We start from the raw sequence: 25,095 nt of genomic DNA on the forward strand, positions 1-25,095 counted from the left end.
TGTCCTCTTAGACGTCAATTCATAACACATTGATATATGTTTAACACAAACTATTGGTTCACTGATACCCATGATTTTTTTATTTTAGCTAAGGATAACTGAAAAAACTTTGCCTATTGCCATTTTGATATATTAATATAACATTATCACTTAAATTAAAATGGCAACCGGAAATTATTATGGGCGAAAAAATACTGAAATCCGTTATTGAGCTGGTAGAAGCGAATCCTTCGGTGAACAACAGAGCTGTATTTGAACGGCTTTGGGGTATTACAGAAAAGATGATTGCGAAAATTCATGCCCGTTTCGAATTAAGTCTCGATCCGTGCTGTGCATCCTTTCAGGATTACAAAACACTGTCGCAAACCTCAGGTGAAGGCAGTCTGAAAGCCTATTCAGGCAAAGAAATTGACTGGCTTATTCATTCGTACATAGGCTCGCCGGAATCCAGCTTTACCAATATGCATATTACGATAAGCCTCGGCCCCCAGTATCTGGTCCCTAACTTTGGCTTTGCGCTGGGCACCATACCGGACTTGTTTCTGTACATGGATTTTATTCCCCGCGCCGATCTGCTGGCAGATATCGACTACACCGACAAGTACTACGAACCGGTGAATGGCGAATATCTAAGCTTACAGGCCGATAAACGCTTTAAGCCTTTTATCAGCCGCGACTTGTACACCCGCATCGCTATGACACCGACAGCTGTTGGTTATTGTGCGGATCCGGATCCTGAAGTAATTGATATTGTTGAAAAAATAGCACATGAACGCCTTGATATGTGGCTGAAATGGGTGGACGAAGCGGAAAAAACTCCACTGGAGCAACGCCCACAGCTGATGGAACGTGATCAAACTATACGTCGTAATATTTGCCTGCGGGATCCGGCGAATAATCTGGCTGAACGTTTATTTGGCCGTGAAACTGCCGAACAAATGGTGGCCACTTTATGGGGCGGCAATCGCACATTGCCACGGCCAGATGGTAACTAACTTAAGACTTCGCAGGCAGGTGTAGTATGTCGTCTTATCAAGTGTGGGAATGCCAGGTCTGTGGCTGGATTTATGATGAAGCCAAAGGTGCTCCAGAGGACGGCATTGAGCCGGGCACCCGCTGGCAGGACATACCCGATGATTGGCTATGTCCGGAATGTGGGGTAGGTAAAAGCGATTTTGACATGGTGGCCAAAACGATACCCCAAGTTGCGCAACAGCAAAGCAACGCTGTAGTCGCAGCTGCGGCATCGGATGAAGCGCCCATTGTGATCATCGGAACTGGTCTGGCTGGTTACAATCTGCTCAAAGCCTTGCGGGAGCTGAATACGGCAAGCCCCGTCAGCCTCTTTACTGCAGACGATGGCAGTTACTACTCTAAACCTCAGCTCTCTACCGGCTTTAGCAAGCAAAAAACGGCAGCAGAGCTGGTGCAAGCCAGCGCGGAACAAATGGCGCGAACCTATCAGGCCGATATTCATATTTTCAGTACTGTTACTGCAATCAATGCCACTGAAAAGTACATTGAACTGCAAAATGGTGCCCGCTACCGCTATGGAAAATTAGTGCTGGCCACAGGTGCCAGCTGCATAGCGCTGAAATTAACCGGCAACGCTGCAGCTGAACTGATCAACGTCAACACCTTGCAGGATTACGCCAAACTGCGCACCTTGCTTAGCCAGAAAAAACGTGTGCTGGTATCAGGGGCCGGATTAATTGGTAGTGAATATGCCAATGACTTACTGCAGGCCGGGTATCAGGTGACGCTAGTGGATGCACTGGCAGGTCCGCTGTATCAGATGTTACCTCAAGCAGCCTCAAGCCGTCTGGCTCAGGCTTTTATCGCCAAAGGCGCAGATTGTCATTTTGGCAGCCTGCTGCAAGGGCTGCATCGGGAAGGCAACCAACTCTTTGCGCAGCTGAGCAATGGCAAGCGGATCGAAACCGATCTGGTACTCAGTGCCATTGGTGTGCGGCCTGATCTCAGATTGGCGCAACTCGCCGGGATCAGCACCAACAATGGTATTGTCACCAACCGCTATCTTGAAACTTCACAAACCGATATCTACGCCATAGGTGATGGCGCTGAAGTAGACGGTACTGTGCTGGTGTACGTGTTACCGCTGCTAGCGCAGGTCAAAGCTCTGGCGAAGACTCTGAATGGCAACGCCACTGCGGTGAGCTACGGCGTGATGCCGGTTTCAGTGAAAACCAGCTTGCACCCTGTTGTCGTCAATCTGCCTGCCTGCAGCCAAAGTGGCGAATGGCATATTGATGTTGATAAGCCAAGCGGTGTCAAAGCACGTTTTATCAGCCAGCAAGGCCATCTGTTGGGATACGCCCTGACCGGCGACCAAACCAGCCTTAGCCAGGAACTTAGTAAACAGTGTCCGGCCATTTTACCGGAATAACCACTTAATTATGATGGATGAGTACTATGTCAGCGAAACAACCCAGTAAATTTCAACAAGCTATCACAGGCGAATGGCATGGCTTGCCCTCTGTATTTGACGCCGAAGGTAACCATACCGGATTTAATAAAGTAAACCGCGCCAGTGTGTTTGAAGGCGACCGCACCACCTATTGGATGGAAACCAACTTCCGTAATAGCGGCCCACTGCGCAACAGGTTTGATACCGCGGGTGCCCGTTTCGAGTTTGGTGTGATCGACAGTGACAGCAACCGCGTGTACTGCGGCCCGGACTTTGTTGGATCAGGCAGGCCTTATGGCTTACTGGTTGACTCCAACTATTACTCCCCCGGCTGGAATACTGATTTGCGCACGGTCAACCTGATCCTGCCAAAACAAGGCCTGCAGGTGTACTCTTCACAGTTATTTGAAGCCGACACTCTGGTTGCTGTGTTTAACGGCCTGTATGTGGTAACTCAGGATCACGCCGACAATAAAGACACTCAGGCCTTTGTTGAAAACTTTTTACAGCAAGAACAACAACGTGCCAGCGCGCCCTTTATTTTACCGGTCAAACTGGCGGGCCAGTGGCGTGGTGAGTTTGAGGTGTACGATGAACATCAGGAATTACTGGGAACCAGTGCTGTCATCATCGACTACCTCCCCACTTCACTGACCAGTGCCAAAGTAACAGTACAAATGACAGGCATAATTAACCGCACCTTTAGTTATCAGCGCAGCCGCACCAACCAGGTGCATAAGTTTGAAGGGCCTGATGTGTTTGGTAATGGCCGCGCTTATGGCCGCTACCTGTGGAGCACTCAGCATTTTTATGGCGAACCTTTCAAACTGAAAAGCCGCGATACGCTGTTAGATGAAAATTTCACCTTGTGCTCGGTCTGGAACTTTTATCAGGGTAACAAGGAAAAATACACTGCCTTTGGTGTATTGGACTGGCACCCTGGCGACAATGTGCTCAAAGCCAATTACGCATCCATTTAACACCCAACCCAAGGTGCGCTATGCATAATCCAATCTTTGACAGTCGCGAGTTTCGCCAGACGCTGGGATGTTTCCCTACCGGCGTCACTATTATTACCTGCCTGACGGCCACAGGTGAACAGGTGGGTATGACGGCCAGCAGCTTTAATTCAGTCTCACTGGACCCACCGCTGGTGTTGTGGAGTATTGATAAACGCGCCTTATCTTTGCAGGCCTTTACTCAGGCAAAGCACTACGCCATTCATGTGCTGGCTGGGCACCAGCAGGATTTATCCAACCAGTTTGCCCGTCAGGGTGCGGATAAATTCAGTGGAGTTAGTGTTACAGAGGGCATAGCTGGGGTGCCATTGCTAACAGAGTATTGCGCTCGTTTCCAGTGCCAGACAGAACATCAATACGAAGGCGGCGATCATATTATTCTGGTTGGCAGAGTATTGGATTTTAAAGCCACAGAATATAATCCTCTGCTGTTTCATCGCGGCCGTTATGCTCTGCTGGAAGAGGCTGCTCTGGCTTAAGCCAGAGCGCTCTTGTGGTCAGAACAGTCCCGACAGTAAACATATACCTTCTGATATAAAAAAGGGCTGCAACGGAAGTTATCTGCTGCAGCCCTCTGTTAAACATTGGTATTTATGCGCTTCTTGCACTCATCGCTTTAAAAGCATTTTCCAATTCAGTCAGACTGAGTTTGACCGCCTCAATCTGTTGCATCTGCAGCCACCAGTGTTGTAATGCTGGAAAACCACTCAGTAAATCATGCGGATAGCCCAGAAGTTTGGGTAAGGCCAGCACAAAATACAGCACAGGCAACAATGCAATATCAGCCAAATCAACAGCGCGTTCAGGCAAAGCGCCTATCTGACGCCAAATCACATCAGCTTTACCCAGTTCAAATTTAATAGCCTCGATTTGCGCCTGCAGATCCACCTGGCCCCTGCCCATCAACTGACCAAACAGCGGAAAAGCGGCGGGTGCCAGATGCGTATCAGCAAAACGGCCACGCGCATTCATTTGTGCCTGTTGCCAGTTATCAGCCGGTTGCAGTGGCGGCTCAGGGTAACAAGTCTCCAGATATTGCATAATGCTCCAGGATTCGGCCAGAGAGCCACCATCGTCATTAATCAGTAGTGGGATCTTGCCAAAAGGGTATTTCTGCAAAAATTCGACGGTTCGCAGTGGCACATCAGGTGGCACTATATCCACCGCAAGTCCTTTCATTCGCAGATAAATACGTACCCTGCCCGCATAGGGCGACAGATCAGAATTCAGTAATTTCATTCCACACCTATAGACTAATTAAATGAATACCTATGGCAGCATTGACCAGCAATCCAGCCCAAATTAAATAAACATAGCGACGCGCCTTTGCCAGCGCCGCGCGCAGCTGACTATCGCCTTGTTCAGAGATCCCCTGGCTCAGCATTTGCGCCCACAGCAGGCCAAAAGGTTTCAGACTTAGCCGGATCCCCAACCCACACGCAACCAATGCGGCAAAAACTACTAACTTCACCGCCATCCGATCTGTCATCAACGCAGCGGCACTGCCTGCCGTAGCAGCGCCAACGCAGCACAGGATCATCAGAATACGGAAGATAAAATCGAAGCGGGTTAATGAGGGCACATAAGACCGGCCATGGCCAAAATGCAGTAACAGCACCATAGCGAACCAGCCAGATGCAATCAGCCAGACCAGCGGCACCAGAGCAGCCGGGGCCTGTATCATGCCCATGCCAACAGCCAAATGTATGCCTGATGCAAGGATTAAAGGCATGCAAAGCCGGGGTCCCTGATCAACGCCCATCATAATAGTGAACGCAATGCTGCGTTGTTGCGTATTTAGTCCCCGGCGCACTAAAAAACGGGAGGCGTAAAAAGTGCCTAAATCTCCACCCAGCCAGTAGACGAAAAACAACAGGTGTAGCAATTTTATAATTAATAGATCATTCATATGTTAACAAAACCTTTAGAATGGAGGTCTGTACTGGCATGCTGAGTACATTAGATTGATGCTATAGCTTTACATATTTAGCGCAGGGGCAATTTGACAAACCGCAAGCTGAGGTTAAAACTGCCGCTGCTGACTTAGGGTAAAAAACGTCTGGCATAAGCAAGATTGTTAGCTATATTTGATTTATTGTTATATCATTTAGGGCAGTGCTTAATGCCAATCTATGCAGCCAAACACAAGAACGAAGGGCAATCATGACATTTGAAGAACTGTTAGCTGATTCAAGGCTGAAATCGGCTTTGTGGAACAATGTACCCACGCCGCTTTACCATCAGGTGTATTTGTATCTGAAAGAAAAAATACATCATGGCGACATTCCCCATGGCGAGAAAATGCCAACTGAACACCAGATCTCAGAAGCTTTTGAGGTATCCCGTATAACAGCAAAGCGGGCTATGGATGAACTGGCGGCTGAAGGTTATATCACCCGTCAACGTGGCAAAGGTTCGCATGTTGCCTACAAGCACAGAGCAGAACATTTGCAGGCGCCCTTAGCCGCCTTACTCGATAGTTTAAAAGTGATGGGACAGGAAACTGTCGTGCAATCTTTAACTTTCGCCAAACTGGTACCACCTTTGGATATTCAACAGAGGTTTGGTTTAGGCCCGAACGATACACTGGTGCAGTCTGTACGTTTGCGCTGCGCTGATGGTAAGCCTTTTGGTTATTTTGTCAGTTGGACCCGTGATATCGGTGAGTTTTATAACGAAGACAATCTGGTCAAGATGTCACGTATCGATATATTCCGCAAAATGGGTATAGCCCTGGACAGAGTACAACAATCGGTCACTGCAACCTTATCAAACGCTGATACAGGTGCCCATTTAGAAGTCCCTGTTGGCAGGCCATTATTGGTGCTGGACAGGTCTATGTATGATGAAAAAGGTCAACTGATTGATCATATGTATGCGCTGTACAGGCCTGATCAGTATCAGTTTGAAATGCAGTTTTCTATGAAATAATACTTGGCAAAAAAGGATCTTTGTTATGACTATACAATTTCGTTGCTGTCTGTCGGCTCTTGCTCTGTTGGTCAGTCCATTGGCGACAGCCGAAACATTGAACCTGTCGATCAAGGGCATCAGCTCTGATAAAGGACAAGTCGTTATACAGGTGTACAGCAACAGCAAAAACTGGATGTCGGATAAAGCGGAAGAAATACTGTTACAGCAAAAGGTTCCTGCCGCCCAATTGCTGGCAAATGCCGAAGTCGCATTGCCTTTAGCATACGGCAGTTATGCCATACAGGTGTATCACGATACCGATAGCAATAACGAACTGAAAACCAATTGGATTGGTATACCACGTGAGCCTGTTGGCATCTCCAACAACGCCAAAGGCAAGATGGGTCCACCAAGCTTTAAAGACGCGGTATTTGTGTTTGACGAAAAAAATACCAGTCACCAGCTTGATATAGTCAATATTTAATAAACAAATCCCGGCTACAACCTGATGGCGGTAGCCGGGACTTTCACTTTACGCCTGAGGTTCTAACGCCGCTTCAGTTTCAACCGGAAGCTTTGTCTGATAAGGCACCACCTTATGCCGCACTATCAAGCCCCAAATCACCACCAACAGTGCACAACAACCTATAAATACAAAAGGCCCAGAGTAATCCCAGTGGTCAAACAAATAACCACCAATCAGACTGGATACCAGAATACCTATAGCGCCACTTAAGTTAAAAATGCCAATCACTGCACCACGATTAGCCGCCGGAGTTTGCTGCGCTATCAGCACGCCTGAGGTAATAATGGCACCTATTTCACTCAGTCCTATAATGACGACCACCACTAACATGGCGGAGCCAAACGGATCACTGATCAAGTAAGTACTGGTATAACCAACAAACGAGATAAACAAAGCAATAAGCAATGCATTCACCCTGCTGATTTTGTCGGTCAGAATGCCAAAAAACGGCGCACCGAACAAAGCCACACTCTGAGCAATAGCCACCACAATACCTGCTTTTTTCAAAGCATCAGCAGCATTCATCCCCGCTTCCGCTACGCCATGGTTTGACAACCACAGCGTCATAAAAGCGCCAACTATGGTCAGATTAGCCCGTGAAATAAAAGCGCCGCCATAGGCCAGAGCAATACCGGGATCTTTAGCAGCCTTCACACCATTCACCACCATGCTCAGCAACGGGATCTTCGGTGTATCATGTTTTGAGGCTCTGGATTTCAGGCCTGTCCATGACAGCAACGCCATCACCAGCGCAAATGCCACTACTATATAGTAAGTACTGAATCCGGACTGCACTGCATCCTGGCCAAGACTCTGAAAAATCTGTGGCAGTCTGAGCAAGACAAACAAGGCCAACACAGCACCTATACCGTTGCAAATCCCCTGAAAACCAGCCGCCTTACCACGGTTTTTATCTTCGGCAAAGTCAGCCAGCAGCGTAACAATCATGCAGGTTGCAGCGGCAATACCAACACCATAAATCACCCGGTACGCCATCAGTTCATTGACTGATCCGGCAGAAGGATAAAGATAAAATGCCAATCCCACCAAAATAAAGCCCAGCGTCATCACCAGCCTGCGGCCTACAGTGTCAGACACTGCGCCCCATAGACCAACGGTCGCAATAATGGCGATTTCACCGGCGAAATTGAGCTTACCACTCAGAACACCATGCTGCTCCCTTGGGATCGCCATAATTTCGCTGAATAAAAACGGCTGAAAAGCATTCATAAAGGTACCCAGCAATATAGAAGCCAGGCAGGTAGCGTAAAACACTGTCATATTCAGCCCTGACACGCCGGGGCTGGTTTTTACACCAAGAAAGGTGGTGCCGCGCTGGTAATTATCATGCATAAGTTAAATTCCCTTGCCTGCTAGAGTGCCCATTGCTGAGGATTGATGTTGTTTTTTCCATAGTAACCAGCCAGCCAGCGCCAGGCTGCCCTGAGTTGCTGTGTTGGTTAATTGCGCCAGCCATTGGAAGGCTTCACTGGAATCGCCAACACGGGCAAAACCGGACATGGCAAAAACACCAATGATATTCAGCACATAGAGCACACCAGCCAGTCGGTTTTGCCGCATCACACTGTATTTAGTGGCGTGCCAGGTAAAGAGAATGTTGGCAACTGTCAGCTGCAGCAGCAATATAAAAAACCAGGTACGGCCGCCATCCTGCGCTATAGCTGCGCCCACAGCTAACAGCGCAAATAGAGCAGTAGCCGATGCCGGACAGCGCCAGGCCGTGGCTTTTAGTGGCTTGCCAGCCAACTGTCTGCGTCCAGCCCACATGGCAAAAGCAATAAAGGTAAAACCCGGAGCCATAAACATAAAGAGTGCATGATTCAACCAGATCAAATTTACATCCACTGAGGCTATCAGTAGTTTCCAACTTGCCTTACACAGCCCTCCCATCACCAAAAATAAGGTAGCCCAGCGCATTAATCTGGCTATAGACGCCTCATGTTGCTCTATAGCTTTGGCAGTAAACCACAATCCCAGTCCAGAAAAAATGATGGGAATATAATCAGTTAAGGCTAAAACCAGACTGTATTGATACATAGCAAATTCCTCTTAAAGTACCGTATTGACATAATGACATACTAATCATACATTGTGTCTATATCTACAGACTTTTTATGCACAGCGATCACTAAAGGCGGGAAAATAATGAAAGTTGCAGCAGCGCAGTTTGCCACCACAAATGATGTGGCGGCAAACCTAATCAAGTGCGTATCGATAGTAGCAGAAGCCGCTAAAAAACAACCTGATCTTATTGTGCTACCGGAATTTTGTAATCACAACTCCTGGTATGACAATGCAGAGCACTGCTATCAGGTTTCGGTGGATTTGGAAGGGGAATTTTTAGCTGCCATAGCGCAGGCAGCGCAGCAGGCTGGTGCTTATGTCGTGATTAACTGTACGGTCAGACGGCCAGACAACAAGGTTACGGGCACCAGTTTATTGTATTCACCAACAGGCGAACTATTAGCTCAAGCAGATAAGCAGGTATTGATTGGCCACGAGAATGACTTTTTACAGCGAGCCACGCAGCCAGGTCCAATAGTCGACACCCCTTTTGGCAAACTGGCGCTTTATGCCTGTATGGATGGAGTGATCAATGAAACGCCACGCTGCCTGGCATTACGCGGCGCCCAGCTGCTGTGTAACAGTCTGAACTCCTTTGCCATAGACGAAGGTAATCTGCATATCCCTGTGCGGGCAGCAGAAAATAAAGTCTTTGTCATTGCAGCTAATAAAGTGGGCCCGCTGATCCCAGAGGTGATGCTGGAACCTGTGTCTGCCGCTATTAATATCCCAGTGCAATTTTTAAGCGGTGCCGGCGACAGCCAAATTGTGGCACCGGATGGCACAGTGCTGGCCATAGCGGGTCATAGTGAAGAAATTATCTATGCCGACATAGACTTGTCACAGGCCACAGACAAAAATCGGCCGGATGGCACAGATGTATTCGCAGATCGTCGCATCGACTTATACCAGCCTTTAGTGCAAGACCCGGTCACACAAAAATTACCCAGCTTTACTGGCGCAGACAGCGTGATCGCAGCAGCAGCCAGTGTGACTGGCAGCGGCGCTTTGGCTATAGCTTCTGCCGTAGCAGCGGTAGAAAGCCTGCAGGCTGATAAAGCACGGCTGATCTGCCTGCCTGAGCTTTGTGCCGTATCAACGGACATGTCCGTTGGCGAAGCTGCTGAAACATCAGCAGCTTTGGTAAAAGAGTTACAAAAGGTACTGCTGGCCGACACTTACATTGCTACAACTATCATAGATACAGAACAAGGCGCCAGGCATTTGGCTGTGCTGATCAGCCAGCAAGGTATTCTCTATCAACAAGGACAGGTGCACCGCAGCCAGCGCCATAGCGGCCTGACTCAGGCCAATAGCTTTAAAGTTTGCCACACCGCGCACGGTAAAGTGGCTGTGCTGTGTGAAGACGATGCGATTTATCCGGAAAGTTTCCGTTTACTGGCGTTACAAGGTGTTGAAATAGTCTTGGTGCCGCTGGCATTACAAGAGTTGTGGCTGGTCAGTACAGGACTGGTAGAACGGGCCGCCGAAAACCGCATTAATCTGATTGCAGCGGATCGCCACTGCGCCAATAACCTGATTTGCTCTTTACAGCAGGATTTTACCCTGATGACGCAGTGGCAGACACGCCAGTTTGACGGCTTGCTCAGTGCGCCGGACATAGTGCGCCAGCCAGACAGTGCTTTATTGATCGCGACAATTCATCCACGCGCCGCAGCCAACAAAGTGTGCTCACACCGCACTGATTTACTGGCCAACCGCCCATGGCAATTTATGCAGCCGGTGGTCAGCCCAAGCCATCCAGAAGGAACCCGAACATGAGCACCTCATTACCACAACAATTAAGTGATACCACACTGGACTCGATAGTCAGCCATTTTGGTTTAACTGAACGCCATGCTGCTGAAGGCGGCCCCTACATGGTGCTATCAAGCCAGCTGCCTATGGTGCAAGGGCCTGTGGGTTTTGTCCGGGTATTCCATGGAGATCCTTTAGCCATGCTGGTGACCTGTTCTATTGTGGTGCCTGCTATGCAGCTGGATTCACATATGATCTTCGCCTTTACCCAAAGCCATAGCGCCGTACCTCATTTTACACTCGACTCAGTCAAAGCAGGCGACCACTACTCGTTTCACCTTGATCTGATCCCTCGAGTCGATTTAGCCGAGCATACCGGCTACATGAACCAGGTATTCAAGCCACTCAGTGGAGTGTATCAGCAGGCCGAAGCCATCGAAGGCCTGGCGCCTGCGCACGTATCCCCAATCCAACGTGCCACCATGTCCCCTTGGATGCTGGTACACCGTGCCAATGAAACAGCTTTTCGCCAAATCGGACACTACGTACAACAGTATCTGCAGCACTGGCAAAAGTTGGTCGCCGACACTGTCGCGTCTCCTGTCAGTGAAAGCAGTCTGCAGCAGCGTGACAAAGCCAACAGGGCCGCCATCTTCTCCACGGAGATTGATCCGGTCTGGCATAGGATTGATGGCTTAATCGGCCTGGCCAGCGGGCAGCAATTACGGGCTTTACTACAAGGTAACACTCTTTAGTTAACGGGCCAGCTGGCCTTGCGAGGATAATGATGAAATTAACAGCAGAGCAGTTTGTCGAACGGATGTCGGCTGCTGAAAAAGTCCGGGCCGCCAAAGTTGAAGCGGTATTACCGGCGTTAAAAGAAGTAGCTCTTCAGGTTGATCGTGATGGTAGTTTTTATCCGGGCCATGTCAAAACCCTGAGTGAGGCTGGCTTACTTGGCCTTATTATTCCGGAACAATACGGTGGTCTCGGCGGCGGACTGCGTGATCTGGCAGCGGCCACTTTCGCGATAGGCAGTGTTTGCCCTTCCACTGCGCTGGCCTATTTTTTCCATTGCTCGTCCGCTTCACGTGGTTTGTTAGCACTGGAAGCAATTGAAGCAGGTTTGTTTACTGAACAGGAAATTCCACTGGTCAAAGCCTTTGCCGAAAAAGTACTGTATAGCATGGGACGCGATGGTCAATGGCTGGCTAATTTCGCCAGCGAAACCGTAAAATCGCAAACTGCAGCTATTACCATCAGCACGAAAGCAGTCAAAGTGGCCGGTGGCTACCTGTTGTCCGGCATAAAAAGTTTTGGTTGTGCCACAGGGGTTGCTGACCGTTATCTGGTGACAGCCAGCCTGGAAGGCTACAACGACGCCAGTGGTCTTTGTACTTTCTTTATTGACCGCGACGCAGAAGGCGTCAGCGAGCGGCAAAAATGGGATGCGCTGGGCATGCGCGGTACCGCCACTCATGGTTTGATCCTCAAAGATGTCTTTGTGGCTGACCACGACGCCCTGACAGTACCTGCCGCCTTTACCCGCTGTATGCAAATGAGCCGCGGCAGTTTTGTCGGTAACCAGCTCGCTGGTATAGCCGTGTATTTAGGCCAGGCCGTCACCATCTACCGCGACACTCTGAAGATCCTCACCAGCAGTAAATTTGGTGACAGCGACGCCACTATCGCCAGCTCTCCTATGCATCAGCAACTGATCGGCGAAATGATGGCGGATCTGGAAACCGCCACCCTTTGGTTACGTCGCCAGTTAGAGCTGGAAACGGCAGAGCCAGAAATTTTACCAAAACACGAAGTCGTTAAACGCTGGCGCTTATGCAAAGGCCAGGTTGCAGAATATGGCTTTAAACTGGCGGTAAATGCACTGAAATGCCTCGGCACTACCGGCACTAACAACCAGAGCCCAGCGGCCAAAGGTTTACGCGACATGGCAATGGCGCTGGTGCAAGCTTTCCCTGCGGAACGGGGTCGCCTGATGGCCGCACAAATGGAAACCGATGGTTACGAACAAGCTCAGTTTGGTGTAAAAGCACCATGAGTACCTTACCTGTTTTTCAAAACTACATAGCCGGACACTGGTGTGCGACAGAAACCACAACTGTCGCTCTGACCAACCCGAATAATGCCAAACTGACAGGCTATCAGGCCAGCAGCAGCAAAATTCAGGCAGAACAAGCACTGGAAGCAGCCAGTAAGGCTTTTGATGCAAACGACTGGTCTTGCCTTGACCCCGAACGACGCGCTGCCTACCTGTTACGAATAGCACAGCTGCTGGAGCAGAAAAAAGAACAGATAGCACAACTGGATTCGCTGCAAAACGGCGTCGTGATCCAGTTAACCCGTCAGGTCGCAAGCATATGCGCTGCAGCTTTTCGTGCATCTGCAGACATACTGCGAAGCCATGGATCTGTGAGATATATGCCGGGTAACTATAGTGATATTGCCATACAACGCCTTCCACTAGGTGTGGCCGCCATTATTACTCCCTGGAACGCACCTTCAGGCATCGCCTGCCATAAAATTGCCAGTGCGTTGGCTGCAGGCTGTTGTGTCATTTTTAAGCCTTCAGAATGGGCAGCCGGCTCAGCCCAACTGATCGCAGAAGCTATTGCTGAAGCTGATTTACCTCCTGGCGTATTTCAGTTGCTGCATGGCAACGCAGCAGTAGGCGCCTTGTTGGTCGATGACAACAGAGTGGCCTGTGTATCCTTTACCGGCGGAGCCCAGGGCGGCGCAGCCATAGGCCGCAGCTGTGGGGAACAGATAAAACCGGTTCAACTGGAACTGGGCGGAAACAACCCTTTAGTGGTGCTGAAAAGCGCACAACTTGATCAGGCCGCTGCAGCTATAGTCACAGGAATGACAACCATGAATGCACAGTGGTGCCGCGCTTTGGGCCGTATTCTGGTGCATCAGGAGATAAGTTCGGCATTGCTGGAGAAAGTGCTCAGCCGACTCACACAGGTGGTGCTGGGCAATTCACTGGATGAACAATCCCAGATGGGCCCATTGGTGCATAAAGCCCATTGGCAGCATATTACCCAAGCTATTGAGTCTTATCGTCAACTGGGTGCGCAGGTGCTGCAGCCTGTTAAAGTTGCAGATCCCAGCTTAGCTGATACCGGCTACTTCTTATCCCCTACTCTTGTACTGGGATTAGCGCCAGAACAAACCCTGGAAGAAATTTTTGGCCCTGTCGCCTGCTGGCATACCTTTGACAGCGAAAGCGAAGCCATAGCACTGGCCAACCAAACCCCTTATGGTTTGGCTGCTTATGTGTTTGGAGAAGAAAAACAAGCCTGGCAAGTTGCCAATAAAATCCGCTCGGGCATGGTGAAAATTAATGCCGTCAGCCTGTTTAACCTAAACCCTATGGCTCCGAGACCGGCCTGGGGCAAAAGTGGTTTGGGTGACGAAGGTGCGCTGGAAACCTTCAGCTTCTTCCAGGGCACCAGGGTGATAGGAGTGGCAGGATGATTCGCGGCGAATTACTGATCAACGGCCAGTCCTGCCAGGCCTCAAATGGCGGCTACTTTGCGGTGTTAGCCCCGGCGGATGGCCAGGTAATAGGACAAGCTGCTATGGCTACAGCTGTGGATGTAGACAAAGCCGTGACACTGGCCTGTGAAGGATTTACACAGTGGTCTGCACTGGCGCCTTCGCGCCGGGAAGCTTGCCTGCTGAAAGCGGCGGATCTGCTGGAACAACAAGGCATGGAGCGTCTGCTTGATCTGCTGATTGACGAAAGCGGCTCTACTATTACCAAAGCGCGCAATGAAATACGCTACACAGTGGACTTATTGCGCACAGCTGCCGGCGAAGCCCGTCGCCTGTATGGCGATACCTTTCCAAACGACAACCCAAACCGGATTTCGATGGTGTTTCGCCAGCCAATTGGTGTAGTTGCGGTAGTGTCACCTTACAATGCTCCACTGTCATTACTGTGCAAAATGAGTGCTTTTCCACTGGCAGCCGGCAATGCCATAGTGATTAAACCATCCGAAGAAACGCCGCTTATCGCGCTGGAGTACGGCAAAATTTTGCTGGAAGCCGGTATTCCGGCCAAAGCTCTGGCGGTATTAACAGGTTTTGGTGCTGAATGCGGCGCCGCTTTAACCGACCATCCAAAAGTCAACTGTATTGCCTTGACCGGCTCCACCGCCACTGGCCAAAAAGTGGGCGCTGTTGCCGCCAAACGTATGGTGAAAACCCAATTGGAACTGGGTGGTAAAAGTGCAGTGCTGGTACTCAATGATGTCGACCCGGTCAAAGCGGCTCATATAGTGGCACAGGGTATTTTTACCCACAGCGGCCAAATTTGCATGGCCAACAGCAGAGCTGTAGTGGAAGACGCAATTTTTGACGATTTTGTCAGTGCGCTCAAGCAAGCAGCAGAAGCGCTGTGGCTGGGTGATTTACGCGATGAAAAAACCCAGTATGGCCCTTTGATCAACCAAAATGCACTGAACAAAGTTCAGCATTATGTCGATGAAGCCATAGCACAAGGCGCCAGCGTACTGACAGGCGGCAAACCCCATCAGGGGCTGGTGTTCCAACCAACAGTGTTACTGCATACACCTGCGACATGCGGCGCCTGGCGCGAAGAGTTGTTTGGCCCTGTGCTCTGTGTGGTCAGAGCCACAGATTTAGCCGATGGTATCGATAAGGTAAATGACAGCGAGTACGGCCTGTCGTCTGCGGTACTGACCACCAACCTCAATGCAGCCCTGCAGGCCGCTAAACAAATCAACGCAGGCTCAGTGCATATAGGTATGCACGCCTTCCAGAGTAATGCGCTGGCCCCTATTGGTGGCAGCAAACTCTCGGGTATAGGCCGAAGCGGTGGCGCCTACTCCACGGAAGAATTTACCGAGCTGAAGTGGATCAGTATGGAGCTGAACGAAACGCTATGAGCAGCCCTGCCACTATCCGCCGCGGCTATGCCGACATGGCATCAGGCCAATTACATTACCGCTACTGCGGTAACAGCAATGCACCTGTTCTGGTCTTGCTGCACCAGGCACCCAGCCACAGTGTGATGTACGAAGCAATGATGCCGCTGCTGTGCAAACAGTTTTTCTGTATTGCGCCAGATTTGCCTGGCTGCGGACAATCAGATGCACTGAACGACTACAGTATCGAGGCGATTGCCGCCAGCATCGCCGCCACACTAAATGCTGAGTTTAAGCTGGCAGAGCGGCCTTTGTCCCTGTTTGGCCATCATACCGGCGCCAGCGTGGCGGCTGAACTGGTGGCCTATCACTGGCCGCAAGCAGTGGCTTTGGTGTTATCAGGGCCACCTTTGTTGTCGGCGGCACAACAGCTGCAATTACAGCGCTTCAACCTGCCAGCCAAAGCCGAAGACTCGGGGCAGTTTTTAACTGAACTCTGGCACTTTATCCGTAACAAAGACCAGAGTGTGGCGCTGTCAGTTTCATTGCGGGAAAGTCTGTCGGCACTGCAACTGGCGCAAGGTTACCCGGCTTTATACCGCGCTGTTGTCAGCCATAATTTTGCCAGTGCACTGGCACAGATCAACTGCCCGACTTTACTTTTTGCCGGGCAACGCGATGCTTTGCGCACTGCGCTGCCCGCCAGTCAGGCCTTATTGCGCCATGCCGAGGTGGCAGACATAGGTGACTTTGGTACCTATGTCTGCGAACAGGCTGCTGCACAAGTCAGCCAACTCATTATTGATTTTTGCCTTAGGAGTTCCGTCGATGGATCTGGTGCGTCGTAGTTTACCGCTGGGCAAACAGCCGGCCCTGATACTGGTTGATATGATCAACGGCTTTACCGACCCGGCCTGTCCGCTCGGCAGCCACTGTCCGGACGTAGTTGCTGCTAACCAGCACTTACTGTCAGCGTTTCGCGCCAAAGGCTTACCTGTGTTCTTTACCACTGTGGTGTACGAAGACAGCAATGCAGGCCATGTATTTCGCGCCCGGATCCCAGCGCTGAACCTGCTGACACCAGATTCGGTGTGGGTGCAGGTGGATGAGCAATTAAAAATGCTGCCCGGTGAAGTGCTGATTAAAAAACATGGCGCCAGTGCGTTTTTTAACACGGATTTAGCCAGCCAGTTACGCCAGTTGGGTGTCGATTCTGTGGTAGTCACAGGCCTGACCACCAGTGGCTGCGTGCGGGCCACAGTGCTGGATGCTATGCAGCACAATTTTCCGGTGCAGGTGCCTGCAGAGGCGGTTGGCGATCGCAATCCAGCCGCCCATCAGGCCAATCTGTTTGATATGCACGCTAAATATGCCGATGTGGTCAGTACTGACAACATTCTTCAGCAATTATCTTAATAAGCGAGAATTTATGATGTCTGCTTTACCTGTTGTGATAGCCGGAGCCGGTCCGGCTGGTTGTTTATCAGCACTCTATCTGGCCCGGCAAAATATTCCAGTGATCCTGCTGGAAAAACACCAGCAGCTGCCGGTGGATTTGCGCGCTTCGACTTTTCATCCACCTTCGCTGGAAATGCTCGATAGCCTGGGTATAGCGCAAGCCATGATAGCTCAGGGCCTGAAAGTACAACGTTATCAGTACCGCGACCGCAAAAATGGTGATGTAGCTGAGTTCGATATGAACCTGATCGCAGACGAAACCCAATTTCCGTTCAGGCTGCAACTTGAACAGTATGAAATGACCCGTCTGGCGGCAAAAGAGCTGCAAAACTATCCCTGCGCCCAATTGTTGTTTGGCCATGAAGTGGTGGATTTCGAGCAACATCAGGACAGTGTCAGCGTCAAAGTACAGACCAGCGATGGTGAAAAAATTCTGAACTCTTGCTACTTACTCGGCTGCGATGGTGCCTCCAGTAAAGTCCGTAAAGTGGCGGGCATAGGCTACGAAGGTTTTACTTACGACGAGAAGTTTCTGGTGGTCAGCACGCCTTTTCCGTTTGAACAGGTGTTCGACAACTTATCTTATGTCAATTACATCTCTGATCCGGACGAATGGTGTGTGTTGCTGCGGACCGAAAAAATCTGGCGGGTGTTATGGCCCACCGATCCGGCAGAAACCAACCTCGATAAGTACCTGACCGACGACTTTATTCAGGCCAGACTGCAGCATCTGCATGCCAAAGCCGGTGACTATCAAATTGGCCATCGCACCTTGTACAACGTGCATCAGCGGGTAGCTGAGCACTATGTGAAGGGCCGGGTCATACTGGCCGGCGACGCCGCTCATATCAATAACCCACTGGGTGGCATGGGAATGAATGGTGGCTTGCATGATGCGTTTAATCTGGCAGAAAAGCTAACCGCCATTTTAAAACAAGGCGCCGATGCCGGGGCCTTGCTGGCGCAATACCAGCGTCAGCGCAAAGATTTAGCAGTGCAGTTTGTGCAGCAGCATACCATTCAGAACAAACAGCTGATGGAGACCAAAGATCCGCAATTGCAGGCCAAACGCCAGCAATGGTTTATGGAAACGGCTGCCGATCCGGTGAAAGCCAAAGCTTTTATTATGGAACGCGCCATGTTCAGCAGCCTGCGCGAAAGTTTACAACAGGCATAACAATGGCCAGATCTGCAGCAAATTCAAAACATTCAAAGGTGTAGCATGCAAAATTATCAGATTGCCCGTCGCGCTCAAATTGGCGTGATCATTCCATCCACCAATACCGGAGTGGAATACGATTTACAACGCTTCGGCTTGGACGGTGTCACCTGGCACCCTTCCCGTTTTTGGATCGAATTACGCAATTGGGCCGACGAAGTGGCCAAAACCGGTGACAACGAAAACACCGTATTTGAGCGTTTTCTCGACATTATGCGGGCAGAAATCCCTTACGCAGTGCGCAATGTATTAAGCGCCAATGTGAAGCATATTATGCTGGGCATGAGCGCTGAAACCTTTTGGGGCGGACTGGAAGGCAATATCCGCTTTGAACAGGAAATCCGCGATCAAATTGGTGATATAGGCCTGACCACAGGCGCCACTGCGACCCGGATGGCACTGGAAAAATTTGGCGCTAAAACCATTTCGGTGATCACGCCCTACCCTCAGGTCGGCGATGACAACGTGATCCGCTTTTTCTCGGATATTGGTTTTAAAGTACATAAAGTCAAAGGCTTAAACCGGCCATCCGCTACTGCTATTGCCGAAACCTCCATTAAAGACGTGATAGACGCTATCTATGAAGTGGATGCAGATCATGTGGATGCCATAGTGCAATGTGGCACTAATTTATCCACTGTTGATCTGTTTCCTACTTTCGAGCATATCCTTGGTAAGCCACTTTTACCTATCAACGTGGCGACAGTCTGGCATGCGCTGCGCAGCTGCGGCATAGACGACAAAATTACCGGACAAGGACGGCTGCTTGAAGAATTCTGAATCGATAAAACACAAAGTACTGCGGTTTTCATTGCCTGTAGCCATCTTTGTTTGCGTGTTACTGACCGGCCTGATGCTGCTCGTCGGCCCTTATAGCGCGCATATCGATTTTCTGCCTGATACCGGTTTTGCCTGGTATTACTGGAAGTTGCCAGAGCCCAGTCTGCTTAGCAGGCTGTTGCCCTGGATCTGCTTTGTCGGCCACCAGTTGGCCATCTGGTATTTAATTTACCGCGCACAACAATTAAAACCAGGCTACAGCACCAGATTGCATCGCTTTAATCTGCAGGCCATTGCGGTGAACCTGTTTTTTGTGCTGCTGCATATAGCCCAAACCAAATTCAGCTATGACGGTTTAGCACAGGATGTGCATGTATTCATTCCACAATTTGCTGTCATTTTATTGTTGGTACTGGTGTTAATGCTGGAACATCAAAGACGGGGTTTAGTCTTTGGTAAAAAGCTGCCACTGATCGACAGACTACGCGACAGCATAAAACGCTACCACGGCTACTATTTTTCCTGGGCCATTATTTTTACCTTTTGGTTTCACCCTATAGAAATGACAGCAGGGCACCTGCTAGGTAATTTCTACACCTTGTTACTGCTGCTACAAGGCAGCTTGTTTTTCACCCGCTTTCATACTGATAAATACTGGAAAGTGCTGCTGGAAAGCTTTGTGCTGGTGCATGGTGCTGTGGTGGCCTGGCTGTCTTTGCAGGGTGGCAAGCCTGAAATGTTTGCCTTTGGTTTTATGGTGGTATTTATAGTCACGCAAATTTATGGTCTGGGCTGGCGTCCCCGTACCATAGTGCTGTGGCAACTGGGTTTTGTACTGGCGATGCTTGGCTATTACGCCCAGCATTGGCAACGCCTGACTGAAATTTTCCGCGTACCGGGCGCACTCTATCTGAGTGTGATCCTGCTGACTCTGCTTGGACTGGCCCTGCTGCTGTGCTACAGGCTAGTGCTTAACCTGATACAAAAAGTCGCTGCAAAACAACAGCTTTAACCGCTAACAAGCCAATGGCCAAGCGATCTGCTGTTTACATATAAACTCAATTGATATAAAGTTATACCAATGACTCATAATTACTGGTGCTGCTATGAACAAACCTCTGGCCGGTGTAAAAATACTCGATCTCACTCACATGTTGTCTGGCCCCTACGGCACTATGTTGTTGGCCGACATGGGCGCAGATGTGATCAAAGTAGAACCTTTGCAGGGCGAAGGTACCCGCAAATTACTGGCTACAGATCCTGCTAATTCACTGCACGGCTTTGGCGCATATTTTATTACCCTCAATCGCAATAAAAGCTCAGTGGCAGTGGATCTGAAAACAGCACAAGGCAAAGAGCTGTTTTATCAACTGGTGAAGCAGGTCGATGTGGTCGTCAGCAACTTTGGCCCCGGAGTCCCGCAACGTCTGGGGATAGATTATGAAACCTTGCGCCAGCACAACGACGCTATTATTACCTGCACTATTACCGGTTTTGGCTCTGAAGGCCCGGGAGCAAATCGTCCGGCTTTTGATCAGGTGGCTCAGGCCTGCGGTGGCGGTATGTCTATCACAGGAAGCTCGCCAGATACGCCACTCAGAGCAGGTATTCCTATTGGCGATTTAGCCGGCGGCATGTTTGCTGTGATGGGTATTCAGGCTGCACTGATTGAGCGCTTTGGCAGTGGCAAAGGCCAACATGTGGATATTTCCATGCTCGATTGCCAAATTTCACTGCTGAACTATATGGCCACTATGCACTTTTTATCCGGCGAAAATCCGTTTCCCATCGGCAACGGCCATTTTGTGCATGTGCCTTATAACAGCTACAAAACCCAGGATGGGCATATTATTGTCGCCGTTATTACGGATAACTTCTGGCAAAACCTGAAAACAGTGGTTGATGTGGAGGCTTTTGCCGACGCCAAATACGACGGCCAGCCAGGCCGTTATGCCGATAAAGACTTTATCGACAGTACACTCAATGCCATTTTTTCCACCAACACCAACAAGCACTGGATCACCTTACTGGAACAAGCCCGTATTCCTTGTGCGCCAGTGAACAAATTCAGCGACGCGCTGAATGATCCTCAGGTGCGTTATCGCAATATGGTGGTGGATATTTACCATCCGGATGGCGCTAAAACACAAGCTCCAGGCAACCCGATTAAATTGTCGCGCACTGACGAAGACAGCTTTAGTCCGGCGCCCCATATTGGTCAGAATACAGAACAGATATTGCGCACCTTGCTGGGCATGCCGCAGGACAGTATCGAGTCATTACGCCAGCAACAAATTATCAACTGAGCAAGCAGATGGCCAAAGAAAGGGTTTACCTTACCGATGTAGGGCCACGCGATGGCCTGCAAAACCAGAGCAAAATACTGACAGTCAGAGAGCGCGTGTTACTGATCAGCGCTTTGATTGATGCGGGCGTAAAGCAAATTGAGGCAGGAGCTTTTGTCTCCCCTAAAGCTGTGCCTGCTATGGCAGATACCGATCAGGTACTGGCGGCTGTACCTCGCAAACCCGATACCAGACTGCAGGTGCTGGTGCCTAACCTCAAAGGCTATCAGCTGGCGCAACAGGCTGGTGCTGATCAGGTGTTATTTGTGGTCTGCGCCACTGAAACTATGAACCAGAAAAATGTGCGGTTAAGTATAGAAAGCAGCGTGCAGCAACTGGCAGAAATACTGGCTCAGGCCAAAGCTGATCAGGTTGATGTGCTGACCTGCATAGCCGTGGCCTGGCATTGTCCCTTTGAGGGCGTAACTCCTGTCAGTTCAGTCCAACGCTTACAACACCAACTGCAGGAGATAGGTGCCAACCAATTGGTACTGGCCGACACCATAGGTGCAGCGAATCCGGCCAGCGTAAAACAGCTATTGGCCGCTTTGCACAGCCAGGGCCAGAACACTCCGCTGGCTTGCCATTTTCATGACACCAGAGCTATGGGCATGGCCAACGTTGCAGCAGCGCTGGACAGTGGTATTCGTCACTTTGACTCCAGTATTGGTGGCTTGGGCGGTTGCCCTTTTGCACCTGGTGCAACAGGTAATGTCGCGACCGAAGATCTGGTGATGATGCTCGAGCAAATGGGGCTGGATACAGGGATAGACGCAGAACGGCTGTTTATGGCCGGTCATCTGGCCGGTACCTTAACAGCTCAGGCAACAGGTGGCAGAGCACACAAATGGCGGCAATTGCAATTAGCCGCCGGAAAATCAATCAGCTAAGGTGGAGAGCAACTATGTGGCGCTGGATTTTAGGTTTTTTCGCAGCCATTTTGCTGCTGGTAGCCGCTTATGTCGGATATGTGCTGCTGCGCTATACAGATATCCCGGCAGAAACCATGCTGGAAAAGTATCAGGCCGGGCAAATGCAACTGGCAATGGTGGATGGCCAACCGCTGTATTATCAGGATCAAGGCCAGGGGCAGCCGATTGTGCTGCTGCATTCGCATTTTTTTACCCAGAACATGTGGGATGCCTGGGCGCAGCCACTCAGCCAGCATTTCCGGGTGATACGTTATGATTTAACCTCGCATGGTCTGACAGGTCCGGCGCTGGATAATGACTACAGCACGGCGCGTGATGTCGCCTTACTGCATGGTCTGTTGCAACAGCTCAATATCGATAAAGCCGTGCTTGTGGGCAGTTCATTGGGTGGCAATATTGCCATTGCCTTCACTGCACTTTATCCGGAAAAAGTAACGAGCCTTGTGCTGCAAAACTCCGGTGGTTTTCGCAAAGCCGACAGCAGGGGCGGACGTGGTCAGGATTTGCCCGGCTGGGCCGACTATCTGCTGTATTTGTTGCCTAAAATGGGCTTTGATGCCTTTTTGGAATGGATGGTGTATGACAAACACCAGCTGACAGCTCAGATCAAAGACGATTTTCACAACGCATTTCGCCGCAGTGGCAACAGAGCCGCTGAAATGCAACGTATTCGCCAGTTTCAGGAAGGTGGCGCAGCACCACAGCTGGAGCAAATTACTGCACCGGTGTTGATCCAGTGGGGCGAAAATAACCCACAGTTGCCCGTCGCGTTGACCGCCTCCTTTGAACAGCATTTAACCAAATCAGTGCGGGTAGAAACCCGGATTTATCCCAAAACAGGCCATGTGCTGGCTCTGGAACAACCAGCACAAAGCCTGCAGGATTTACTGAACTTTTTGCAACAGGAGCCACGAAGTGAATAAAACAGCCCGTTGTCGCACACTGCTGCTTAGCGGTGTTTTGCTGTTTTTAATGTCGTGCAGCAAAGAGCCCGTGCCTTTACCTGATCCTGGACAGTTGCCGCTGACAGAACCGCAGATCTCTGCTTTATACGGCGTAACAGCGCCCGATATAGCGCTGTCGGATTCGCAGGTTCAGACAATAAAGGTGCAACAACGCGAGCTGTCAGTCCGGCTGCTTGCCCCTGCTCAGCCTGGGCAGTATCCGTTGTTGGTGTTTTCACATGGCAATTGGTCGGATCAATTGCAATACGAACCACTGTTACAACATTGGGCCAAACATGGTTATGCCATTCTGAGCCTGAACCACGACGACTGCTGCGGTATGGCGTCCGGCATTCTGGCAGCTCTGCGGTATGGCAATTTAAAGCTGATTGAACAAAGAGTGCAGGATATAGCCCTGCTGCTGAACCACCCGGCTGAACTGGATGCACTGTTACCGGCGCAGGTCAGCTTAGATCACAACACCATTGCCATTACTGGCCATTCATTTGGAGCTTATACCGCACAGTTGTTTGCCGGCGCCACTCTGTTTGATACAGAGCAAAAACGCCAGCGGCCAGTGCAGCAGCTGTTGGACAAACCGCAGGCGGTAAAAGCCGTATTGGCTATATCACCGCCAGGCCCGATGTTTGATGAAATCACAGAGCAGAGCTGGCAATCCATCGACAAACCTATGCTGGTCACCACAGGTACCTGGGATGTGGAACCACGCTTTTTCCCTGACTATAAACTGCATTTAATGTCACACCAGACTGCACCTGCCGGTGATCAGTACGCGCTGGTCATCGCAGGTGCCGACCATTACTACGGCAATCTGATCTGCAGACCAAAGCGTGATCAGGCACCACAGTTGGCACAATTTAAACTGTTACAGTCTGTCTCCATTGCTTTTCTGAACAGCTATGTTAAACAAGACCCAAAAGCCACGGAATTTTTGCAGCAAAATCAAATCACTAAGGCCACTCAGGGCTTTGCCAGCCTGTTTATAAAATAATAACGTTCAGGAGAATCTTTATGCCGCTGACAGTCATCTATGCTGGCTATTTACTGGCTCATGCTGCTTTGATGCGCTTTTCTTTTACCTTCGCCAGTGCCCCACTACGGATCTGGATACTCAGAGCTCTGTTGGCCGGAGTGTTGTACGACAATTCAGCCTTGCTGCTCAATACCTTGTATGGAGCTGCCGACTGGTTAAAAGCCTGGAGCTACCCACGCTGGTGGATCCACGGTACTGTCTTGCCTTTGCTCAGTATTTATATGTTCAGCCTGCTGCGCCATCTGCAACTGCCTGCAATTCGCCAGCTCTGGGTGAAAGTTTTATTTTTGCTGGTCACCCTATGCTGTTTAACCTACGGCATTTGGTATGAAATTCTGATGCTGGAACTCAATAGCAAAACCGTAGGTATGAGCGATCACCTGTTTGGTGTGATGGAGCGTTTTGCTTCTGTCAGTAAAACGCCGCCTTTAGGCACTATTTTTACCAACCTGTTTCTGATGATTTGGGCTGGCTATCTGTGGCGTAAAACCGGCTGGTACTGGTTGTTTGCCGGTGCGTTGTTTATTTTTATCATCAATGCCGCCAGCGTGGCTTTTACCTATGGCTTTTTGTTAGGTAACTTCGCTGAAGTGGTATTTATTGCCGCTTTACTGCATACCGAAAAACGCTTTTATTCTGCGCCTTAATCCCCGCACTTAATGTTGTTCTCAACCCGAACAGTGTCTGCTTAATCCAGTCATATTCAGTAATGGCAGGATTA

Annotated in this window: 25 protein-coding genes; 21 read left to right on the top strand and 4 right to left on the bottom strand. The window is 50.0% G+C overall.

What is annotated here, in order from left to right; all coding sequences use genetic code 11:
• The first annotated feature begins 179 nt into the window (after positions 1 to 179).
• Genes EK374_RS15290 through EK374_RS15305 form a run of 4 tightly spaced genes read left to right on the top strand, consistent with a single transcriptional unit; the run spans position 180 to position 3,926 of the window.
• Positions 180 to 995, top strand: a complete 816-nt coding sequence (locus EK374_RS15290; RefSeq protein WP_127025386.1) for a red chlorophyll catabolite reductase — start codon at positions 180 to 182, stop codon at positions 993 to 995.
• 26 nt (positions 996 to 1,021) lie between these two features.
• Positions 1,022 to 2,407, top strand: coding sequence for an FAD-dependent oxidoreductase (locus EK374_RS15295; RefSeq protein ID WP_127025388.1), 1,386 nt, complete (start codon positions 1,022 to 1,024; stop codon positions 2,405 to 2,407).
• Between the two features lie 26 nt (positions 2,408 to 2,433).
• The gene (locus EK374_RS15300) at positions 2,434 to 3,408 is read left to right on the top strand and encodes a hypothetical protein (protein WP_127025390.1); all 975 of its coding nucleotides are present in this window, start codon (positions 2,434 to 2,436) and stop codon (positions 3,406 to 3,408) included.
• Between the two features lie 20 nt (positions 3,409 to 3,428).
• Complete coding sequence (locus EK374_RS15305; protein WP_127025392.1) at positions 3,429 to 3,926, top strand: flavin reductase family protein; 498 nt, start codon at positions 3,429 to 3,431, stop codon at positions 3,924 to 3,926.
• Positions 3,927 to 4,038: 112 nt separating this feature from the next.
• Here EK374_RS15305 and EK374_RS15310 read toward each other — a convergent pair whose 3' ends face one another.
• Together EK374_RS15310 and EK374_RS15315 are read right to left on the bottom strand one after the other, a co-directional pair.
• On the bottom strand, positions 4,039 to 4,686 hold the full coding sequence (locus EK374_RS15310) for a glutathione S-transferase family protein (RefSeq protein WP_127025394.1): 648 nt from the start codon (positions 4,684 to 4,686) through the stop codon (positions 4,039 to 4,041).
• Between the two features lie 7 nt (positions 4,687 to 4,693).
• Positions 4,694 to 5,356 carry a hypothetical protein gene (locus EK374_RS15315; RefSeq protein WP_127025396.1) on the bottom strand — a complete coding sequence of 221 codons (663 nt, stop codon included), beginning with the start codon at positions 5,354 to 5,356 and terminating at the stop codon, positions 4,694 to 4,696.
• Between the two features lie 254 nt (positions 5,357 to 5,610).
• Between EK374_RS15315 and EK374_RS15320 the strand changes: the two genes are divergently transcribed.
• Complete coding sequence (locus EK374_RS15320; RefSeq protein ID WP_127025398.1) at positions 5,611 to 6,378, top strand: GntR family transcriptional regulator; 768 nt, start codon at positions 5,611 to 5,613, stop codon at positions 6,376 to 6,378.
• A 25-nt stretch (positions 6,379 to 6,403) separates the two neighbouring features.
• Entirely contained in the window at positions 6,404 to 6,844 is a 441-nt protein-coding gene (locus EK374_RS15325; protein ID WP_127025400.1) for a DUF2141 domain-containing protein, read from the top strand.
• Between the two features lie 48 nt (positions 6,845 to 6,892).
• Here the strand turns inward: EK374_RS15325 and EK374_RS15330 are convergent, their stop codons facing one another.
• Positions 6,893 to 8,239, bottom strand: coding sequence for an MFS transporter (locus EK374_RS15330; protein WP_127025402.1), 1,347 nt, complete (start codon positions 8,237 to 8,239; stop codon positions 6,893 to 6,895).
• A gap of 3 nt (positions 8,240 to 8,242) precedes the next feature.
• On the bottom strand, positions 8,243 to 8,944 hold the full coding sequence (locus tag EK374_RS15335) for a hypothetical protein (protein WP_127025404.1): 702 nt from the start codon (positions 8,942 to 8,944) through the stop codon (positions 8,243 to 8,245).
• Between the two features lie 108 nt (positions 8,945 to 9,052).
• On the opposite strand from EK374_RS15335, the gene EK374_RS15340 reads away from it, so the two are divergent.
• The 15 genes from EK374_RS15340 to EK374_RS15410 all read left to right on the top strand — a co-directional run bounded on the left by EK374_RS15340 (position 9,053) and on the right by EK374_RS15410 (position 25,021).
• The gene (locus EK374_RS15340) at positions 9,053 to 10,753 is read left to right on the top strand and encodes a carbon-nitrogen hydrolase family protein (RefSeq protein WP_127025406.1); all 1,701 of its coding nucleotides are present in this window, start codon (positions 9,053 to 9,055) and stop codon (positions 10,751 to 10,753) included.
• Complete coding sequence (locus EK374_RS15345; protein ID WP_127025408.1) at positions 10,750 to 11,484, top strand: hypothetical protein; 735 nt, start codon at positions 10,750 to 10,752, stop codon at positions 11,482 to 11,484. Before EK374_RS15340 ends, EK374_RS15345 begins: the two co-directional genes overlap by 4 nt.
• 32 nt (positions 11,485 to 11,516) lie before the next feature.
• Complete coding sequence (locus EK374_RS15350; RefSeq protein WP_206099220.1) at positions 11,517 to 12,788, top strand: acyl-CoA dehydrogenase family protein; 1,272 nt, start codon at positions 11,517 to 11,519, stop codon at positions 12,786 to 12,788.
• The gene (locus tag EK374_RS15355) at positions 12,785 to 14,227 is read left to right on the top strand and encodes an aldehyde dehydrogenase family protein (protein WP_127025412.1); all 1,443 of its coding nucleotides are present in this window, start codon (positions 12,785 to 12,787) and stop codon (positions 14,225 to 14,227) included. Before EK374_RS15350 ends, EK374_RS15355 begins: the two co-directional genes overlap by 4 nt.
• Entirely contained in the window at positions 14,224 to 15,663 is a 1,440-nt protein-coding gene (locus EK374_RS15360; protein ID WP_127025414.1) for an aldehyde dehydrogenase family protein, read from the top strand. Before EK374_RS15355 ends, EK374_RS15360 begins: the two co-directional genes overlap by 4 nt.
• On the top strand, positions 15,660 to 16,490 hold the full coding sequence (locus EK374_RS15365) for an alpha/beta fold hydrolase (RefSeq protein WP_127025416.1): 831 nt from the start codon (positions 15,660 to 15,662) through the stop codon (positions 16,488 to 16,490). Before EK374_RS15360 ends, EK374_RS15365 begins: the two co-directional genes overlap by 4 nt.
• The gene (locus EK374_RS15370) at positions 16,471 to 17,058 is read left to right on the top strand and encodes an isochorismatase family protein (RefSeq protein ID WP_127025418.1); all 588 of its coding nucleotides are present in this window, start codon (positions 16,471 to 16,473) and stop codon (positions 17,056 to 17,058) included. The genes EK374_RS15365 and EK374_RS15370 overlap by 20 nt, the downstream gene beginning before the upstream one ends.
• A 13-nt stretch (positions 17,059 to 17,071) precedes the next feature.
• A complete protein-coding gene (locus EK374_RS15375; protein WP_164731889.1) occupies positions 17,072 to 18,277 on the top strand; it encodes an FAD-dependent oxidoreductase in 1,206 nt (401 codons plus the stop codon).
• A 45-nt stretch (positions 18,278 to 18,322) separates the two neighbouring features.
• Complete coding sequence (locus tag EK374_RS15380) at positions 18,323 to 19,099, top strand: maleate cis-trans isomerase family protein (protein WP_127025422.1); 777 nt, start codon at positions 18,323 to 18,325, stop codon at positions 19,097 to 19,099.
• Positions 19,086 to 20,111, top strand: coding sequence for a hypothetical protein (locus EK374_RS15385; protein ID WP_206099221.1), 1,026 nt, complete (start codon positions 19,086 to 19,088; stop codon positions 20,109 to 20,111). The genes EK374_RS15380 and EK374_RS15385 overlap by 14 nt, the downstream gene beginning before the upstream one ends.
• Positions 20,112 to 20,205: 94 nt before the next feature.
• On the top strand, positions 20,206 to 21,405 hold the full coding sequence (locus EK374_RS15390; RefSeq protein ID WP_127025424.1) for a CaiB/BaiF CoA transferase family protein: 1,200 nt from the start codon (positions 20,206 to 20,208) through the stop codon (positions 21,403 to 21,405).
• Positions 21,406 to 21,413: 8 nt separating this feature from the next.
• Positions 21,414 to 22,334, top strand: coding sequence for a hydroxymethylglutaryl-CoA lyase (locus tag EK374_RS15395; protein WP_127025426.1), 921 nt, complete (start codon positions 21,414 to 21,416; stop codon positions 22,332 to 22,334).
• Between the two features lie 14 nt (positions 22,335 to 22,348).
• The gene (locus EK374_RS15400) at positions 22,349 to 23,299 is read left to right on the top strand and encodes an alpha/beta fold hydrolase (RefSeq protein WP_164731890.1); all 951 of its coding nucleotides are present in this window, start codon (positions 22,349 to 22,351) and stop codon (positions 23,297 to 23,299) included.
• The gene (locus EK374_RS15405) at positions 23,292 to 24,332 is read left to right on the top strand and encodes an alpha/beta hydrolase family protein (protein ID WP_127025430.1); all 1,041 of its coding nucleotides are present in this window, start codon (positions 23,292 to 23,294) and stop codon (positions 24,330 to 24,332) included. Before EK374_RS15400 ends, EK374_RS15405 begins: the two co-directional genes overlap by 8 nt.
• A 20-nt stretch (positions 24,333 to 24,352) precedes the next feature.
• Entirely contained in the window at positions 24,353 to 25,021 is a 669-nt protein-coding gene (locus tag EK374_RS15410) for a hypothetical protein (RefSeq protein WP_127025432.1), read from the top strand.
• Positions 25,022 to 25,095 lie beyond the last annotated feature (74 nt).

Origin of the sequence: Rheinheimera mangrovi, from assembly GCF_003990335.1 — a bacterium.
Taxonomy (GTDB): domain Bacteria; phylum Pseudomonadota; class Gammaproteobacteria; order Enterobacterales; family Alteromonadaceae; genus Pararheinheimera; species Pararheinheimera mangrovi.